Source organism: Pseudomonas sp. (assembly GCF_050739655.1).
Classification (GTDB): domain Bacteria; phylum Pseudomonadota; class Gammaproteobacteria; order Pseudomonadales; family Pseudomonadaceae; genus Aquipseudomonas.
On sequence record NZ_JBOIBY010000284.1, the window covers coordinates 1 to 5,888 of the forward strand.

Genomic DNA, 5,888 nt, shown 5'->3' on the forward strand with positions numbered 1-5,888 from the left:
ATGCCGTGACCGGCGTGGGCTTCGGTCTTCGCTTCACCGTGGAACGCGATGAAGATCAGGCGGAAGGTGTACAGCGAGGTCATGAACGCGCCGACCAGACCTGCGTAGAGCAGACCGTTGTTGCCGCTGGCGAACGCTTCCCAGAGGATTTCGTCCTTGGAGTAGAAGCCTGCGGTGACCAGTGGCAGGGCCGCCAGGGCCGCACCGCCGACGATGAAGCTGGCGTAGGCCAGAGGCAGTTTCTTCCACAGGCCACCCATCTTGAAGATGTTCTGCTCGTGGTGGCAGGCAACGATCACCGCACCGGAAGCAAGGAACAACAGCGCCTTGAAGAAGGCGTGGGTCATCAGGTGGAAGATCGCGCCGTCCCAGGCGCCAACGCCCAGGGCCAGGAACATGTAGCCGATCTGGCTCATGGTCGAGTAGGCGAGGATACGCTTGATGTCGGTCTGAACCAGTGCGGCGAAACCTGCGAGTACCAGGGTCACGCCACCGACGATGCCCACTAGGTGCAGGATTTCCGGCGCCAGGGTGAACAGGCCGTGGGTACGGGCGATCAGGTAGACACCAGCGGTCACCATGGTCGCGGCGTGGATCAGTGCCGAAACCGGAGTAGGACCGGCCATCGCATCTGCCAGCCAGGTTTGCAGCGGCAGTTGCGCGGATTTACCGACAGCGCCACCCAGCAACATCAGGGTGGCCATGACCATCCAGAAGTCGCCAGCCTGGAATTTCTGCGGTGCCAGCACCAGCAGTTCCTGAACGTTCAGCGTGCCCAGTTGGGCAAACAGAATGAACAGGCCGATGGCCATGAACACGTCACCGATACGGGTCACGATGAAGGCTTTGAGTGCCGCGTTACCGTTGTTGCGGTTGCTGTAGTAGAAACCGATCAACAGGTACGAGCACAGGCCCACGCCTTCCCAACCGAAGTACAGGAACAACAGGTTATCGCCCAGTACCAGGAACAGCATGCTGGCGATAAACAGGTTGGTGTAGGCGAAGAAGCGCGAGTAACCGGCTTCACCGCGCATGTACCAGGAAGCGAACAGGTGGATCAGGAAGCCAACGCCAACGACTACACCGAGCATGGTGACCGACAGGCCGTCCAGATACAGGGCGAAGTTTGGTGTGAAGCCTTCCACCGCCATCCACTGCCACAACACCTGGGTGTAGTGACCGCCTTGCGGCGGGGCGACGTTGAATTGCCAGATCACATAAGCGGTAACGATCGCCGACAGGCCGATGGAGCCGACGCCGATCAGGGCCGCGAGGTTTTCCGAGATGCGTCCACGGGAGAACGACAGCAGCAGGAAACCAATGAGAGGGAATACGAAAGTCAGAAAGAGTAGGTTCATCCGCGCATCTCACTGGCAGCGTCGATATCGAGCGTGTGGAAGCGGCGATACAGCTGCAACAGAATCGCCAGGCCAATACTGGCCTCGGCGGCTGCCAGGCTGATCACCAGGATGAACATGATCTGTCCATCCGGCTGCGCCCAGCGGCTACCGGCAACGATGAACGCCAGTGCGGAGGCATTCATCATGACCTCCAGGCTCATCAGCACGAAGAGGATGTTGCGGCGGACCATCAGGCCGACCAGACCGAGGCAGAACAGGATGCCGGCGACCGCCAGACCATGCTCCATGGGGATAGCAGGCATCGTCATTGCTCCTTGGCTTCGTTGCGGCCCAAGTGGAACGCCGTGACGGCTGCGGCGAGCAGCAGCATCGAGGCGAGTTCGACCACCAGCAGGTAAGGACCGAACAGGCTGATGCCCACGGCCTTGGCGTCTACGGTGGTGTGGCCGACGGCCTGGCCGCTCTGGTGGGAGAACAGCACATACAGCAGTTCAACCAGCAGCAGCGCGGCGAGGGCGACCGGGCCGCCCCATATGCCGGGCTTGAGCCAGACGCGCTCTTGCTGAACCGAGGCAGGCCCCAGGTTCAGCATCATCACTACGAACACGAACAGCACCATGATGGCGCCAGCGTAGGCGATCACTTCCAGGACACCGGCGAACGGTGCGCCAAGGGCGAAAAACGTCATCGCCACGGCAATCAGCGAAATGATCAGGTAGAGCAGGGCGTGCACAGGGTTGGTGTTGGTGATCACGCGAAGCGTGGACACCACAGCGATACCCGATGCGAAATAGAAAGCGAATTCCATCTTTCTTCCTTAAGGCAGCAAGCTCTTCACGTTGATCGGTTCGGCTTCGTTCTGCGCGGTGCCTTTCGGCTTCCCGGCAATCGCCATACCTGCAACACGATAGAAGTTGTAATCAGGGTTTTTGCCGGGGCCGGAGATCAGCAGATCTTCTTTCTCGTAAACCAGGTCCTGACGTTTGAACTCGGCCATCTCGAAATCCGGCGTGAGCTGGATCGCGGTGGTCGGGCAGGCTTCCTCGCAGAGGCCGCAGAAAATGCAGCGCGAGAAGTTGATGCGGAAGAAGTCCGGGTACCAGCGACCGTCTTCGGTTTCAGCTTTCTGCAGCGAGATGCAACCGACCGGGCAAGCCACGGCGCACAGGTTGCAGGCTACGCAGCGCTCTTCACCGTCGGGATCGCGGGTCAGGACGATACGGCCACGGTAGCGCGGCGGCAGGTAGACCGGTTCTTCCGGGTACTGCAGCGTGTCGCGCTTGCGGAAGGCGTGGCCGAAAATCATCACCAGGCTGCGAAGCTGGGTGTAGAGGCCATGCACGATGTCAAAAATGTACTTCATGATTCTCTATCCTCACTGAGCCGCGACGGCGGGCGTGTTGAGCAACACGATCGCAGCGGTCACCAGCATGTTGACGAGGGTCAGCGGCAAGCAGAACTTCCAGCTGAAATCCATCACTTGGTCATACCGTGGGCGCGGAATCGAGGCGCGCAACAGGATGAACATCATGATGAAGAAACCGGTTTTCAGTGCGAACCAGATAAACGGGATCTGCGGCAGGATGCCGAACGGACCGTGCCAGCCACCGAAGAACAAGGTCACCAGCAGCGCCGAAATCAGCACGATGCCGATGTACTCGCCCACGAAGAACATGCCCCATTTCATGCCGGCGTATTCAATGTGGTAACCGTCGGCCAGTTCCTGTTCCGCTTCCGGCTGGTCGAATGGGTGACGGTGAGTCACGGCCACGCCCGCGATGAAGAAGGTCAGGAAACCGAAGATCTGCGGAATGATGAACCACAGGTTCTGCGCCTGGTAATCCACGATGTCGCGCATGTTGAACGAGCCAACCTGGATCACGATGCCCATCAGCGACAGGCCCATGAACACTTCGTACGACACGGTTTGCGCCGAGGCCCGCAAGCTGCCCAGCAGGGCGAACTTGTTGTTACTCGACCAGCCGGCGAACAGCACCGCGTAGACCGACAGACCGGCCATGGCGAAGAAGAACAGGATGCCGATGTTCAGATCCGCCACGCCCCAGGTCGGGGTGATCGGGATGATCGCGAAGGCAATCAGCAGGGCGCTCATGGCGACTACCGGAGCCAGGGTGAAGATCATCTTGTCGGCGAACGGCGGGGTCCAGTCTTCCTTGAAGAACATCTTGATCATGTCGGCGGCGATCTGGAACGCGCCGAACGGGCCGACGCGGTTCGGACCGTAACGGTCCTGCCAGAGGGCGAGCAAACGACGCTCCACCCAGCTCAGCAGTGCACCGCAAACCACCACGGCAAGCAGAATCACCACGGCCTTGAGGACCGCGATGATCACGTCGATCACTTCAGGAGTGAACAAGGTCATTGAGCTGCCTCCTGCAGACCGTCAACGGATTTGCCAAAGATCGCAGGCGGAATGCCGGCGATGCCCGCAGGCAATGCCACCAGGCCTGCACCCAGCTCTTCATTGATGCGCAGCGGCAGACGCAGGGTCTGGCCAGCCACGTTCAGGCTCAGCATGGCACCGTCGTTGACGCCCAGGCGGTCGGCTTCGGACTTGGCCAGTGCGACGTAGGCAGTCGGGATGCGTTCCTGAACCGGCGCGGCTTTCGAAGAGGTTTCTTCGCTGCCGAACAGGTGGAAGAACGGTACGACTTGCCAGGTGCCCTGGGCTGGGTTGAACGCACGCGGAACACTGGCGAACCAGTTCAGCGAATCACCGGTGCTTTCGATCAGACGGGTGCCCGGGTCGCCAGCGCGGATGTGACCACCGACTTCGTCCTGGAACTTGTTCCAGGCTTGCGGCGAGTTCCAGCCCGGAGACCAGGCGAACGGCACTTGCTGACGCGGTTCGGCCGAACCCGAGTAACCTTCCATGGAGAAGGCGAACGCGGTGTCCTTGTCCTGCGGGGTACGCGGCTCGTGCACGCTGATGTCAGCGCGCATGGCGGTACGGCCGGAGTAACGCAGCGGTTCACGGGCCAGCTTCAGACCCTTGATGCGGAACGCGGCGGACGGTGCGGCGTCGACGATGGCGGCCAGTTGCGGAGTGCTCGAAGCGACCGCAGCGGTGACGTGGTCCAGTTGGGTCCAGTCGATCGGCTGGTTCAGCAGGGTGGCGCGCAGGGCATGCAGCCAGCGCCAGCCTTCATGAACCAGGATGCTCGCGTCCATGTATTGCGGGTCGAACACCTGGAAGAAGCGCTGGGCGCGGCCTTCCTGGCTGACCAGGGTACCGTCGCCTTCAGCGAAGCTGGCGGCTGGCAGTACCAGATGCGCGCGATCGCTGGTGGCGGTCTTCTGATGGTCCGCGACGATCACCACTTTCGCGGCGGTCAGGGCGGCATCGACACGGGCCTTGTCGGTACGGGTGTACAGATCGTTTTCAAGTACGACGATGGCGTCAGCCTTACCGTCGATGACGGCTTGCAGTGCGGCGTCGACCGATTCACCACCGAGCATGGCCAGGCCGAGGCTGTTGGCCTCCGGCACGATCAGGCTGATGGAACCGTTCTTCTCGCGCAGCTTCAGGGCCTTGGCGATGTTCGCGGCGGCTTCGATCAAGGCTTTGGAGCCCAGCGAGGTACCGGCGATGATCAGCGGGCGCTTGGCGGCGAGCAGCGAATCGGCGATGCGATTGGCCAACTCAAGGGCTTCGGCGTCCAGGCCTTCAACGGCTGGAGCGCTGGCGTCGAGGGCGTGAGCCACGGCGAAACCGATGCGGGCCAAGTCGTCTGGAGCGGCGTGAACGCACTCTTCGGCGATGTCGTCGAGTTTGGTTTCAGCCAGGCTGGCGATGAACAGTGGGTTCAGCGCGTGCTGACCGATGTTCTTCACCGCGGCGTCGAGCCAAGGCTGGACGCGCATGGCGTCGGCCATGTCTTCCGCCTTGCCCTTGACCGATTGACGCAGGGACAAGGCCATGCGGGCTGCGGTCTGGGTCAGGTCTTCACCGAGGACGAACACGGCGTCGTGGTCTTCGATGTCGCGCATGTTCGGTACTGGCAACGGGCTGTCTTTCAGCACTTGCAGGACCAGACGGATGCGCTCCAGCTCACCGGCTTCGATACCGGAGTAGAAGTGCTCGGCACCGACCAGCTCGCGCAACGCGTAGTTGCTTTCGAGGCTGGCACGTGGCGAACCGATACCGACGATGTTGCGACCGCGCAGCAGGTCGGCGGCTTTATCCAGCGCTTCGTCCAGGGTCAGCTTGGCGCCGTTGGCCAAAAGTGGCTGACGTGGACGGTCGGTGCGGTTGACGTAGCCATAACCGAAACGGCCACGGTCGCACAGGAAGTACTGGTTCACCGAACCGTTGTAACGGTTTTCGATGCGACGCAGTTCGCCGTAACGCTCACCCGGGGAGATGTTGCAGCCGCTGGAGCAGCCGTGGCAGATGCTCGGCGAGAACTGCATGTCCCATTTACGGTTGTAGCGCTCGGAGTGAGTCTTGTCGGTGAACACACCGGTCGGGCAGACCTCGGTGAGGTTGCCGGAGAACTCGCTTTC

Annotated in this window: 6 protein-coding genes; all 6 read right to left on the bottom strand. The window is 61.4% G+C overall.

Features of this window, described 5'->3' with window-relative positions; translation table 11 throughout:
- Positions 1–1,358 (bottom strand): NADH-quinone oxidoreductase subunit L (nuoL, locus tag ACRESJ_RS14025; RefSeq protein WP_431758425.1); only part of this gene is annotated, 1,358 nt, incomplete at its 3' end.
- Positions 1,355–1,663, bottom strand: coding sequence for an NADH-quinone oxidoreductase subunit NuoK (gene nuoK, locus ACRESJ_RS14030; protein WP_007946416.1), 309 nt, complete (start codon positions 1,661–1,663; stop codon positions 1,355–1,357). The genes nuoK and nuoL, both read right to left, overlap by 4 nt.
- Before the next feature lie 2 nt (positions 1,664–1,665).
- Positions 1,666–2,169 (bottom strand): NADH-quinone oxidoreductase subunit J, encoded by a 504-nt coding sequence (nuoJ, locus tag ACRESJ_RS14035; RefSeq protein ID WP_085718312.1) that lies wholly within the window; start codon positions 2,167–2,169, stop codon positions 1,666–1,668.
- 9 nt (positions 2,170–2,178) lie between these two features.
- Complete coding sequence (gene nuoI, locus ACRESJ_RS14040) at positions 2,179–2,724, bottom strand: NADH-quinone oxidoreductase subunit NuoI (RefSeq protein WP_178131195.1); 546 nt, start codon at positions 2,722–2,724, stop codon at positions 2,179–2,181.
- Positions 2,725–2,736: 12 nt separating this feature from the next.
- A complete protein-coding gene (gene nuoH / locus ACRESJ_RS14045) occupies positions 2,737–3,744 on the bottom strand; it encodes an NADH-quinone oxidoreductase subunit NuoH (RefSeq protein ID WP_431758426.1) in 1,008 nt (335 codons plus the stop codon).
- On the bottom strand, positions 3,741–5,888 hold a 2,148-nt coding region (locus tag ACRESJ_RS14050; RefSeq protein ID WP_431758427.1), incomplete at its 5' end, for a molybdopterin-dependent oxidoreductase. The genes nuoH and ACRESJ_RS14050, both read right to left, overlap by 4 nt.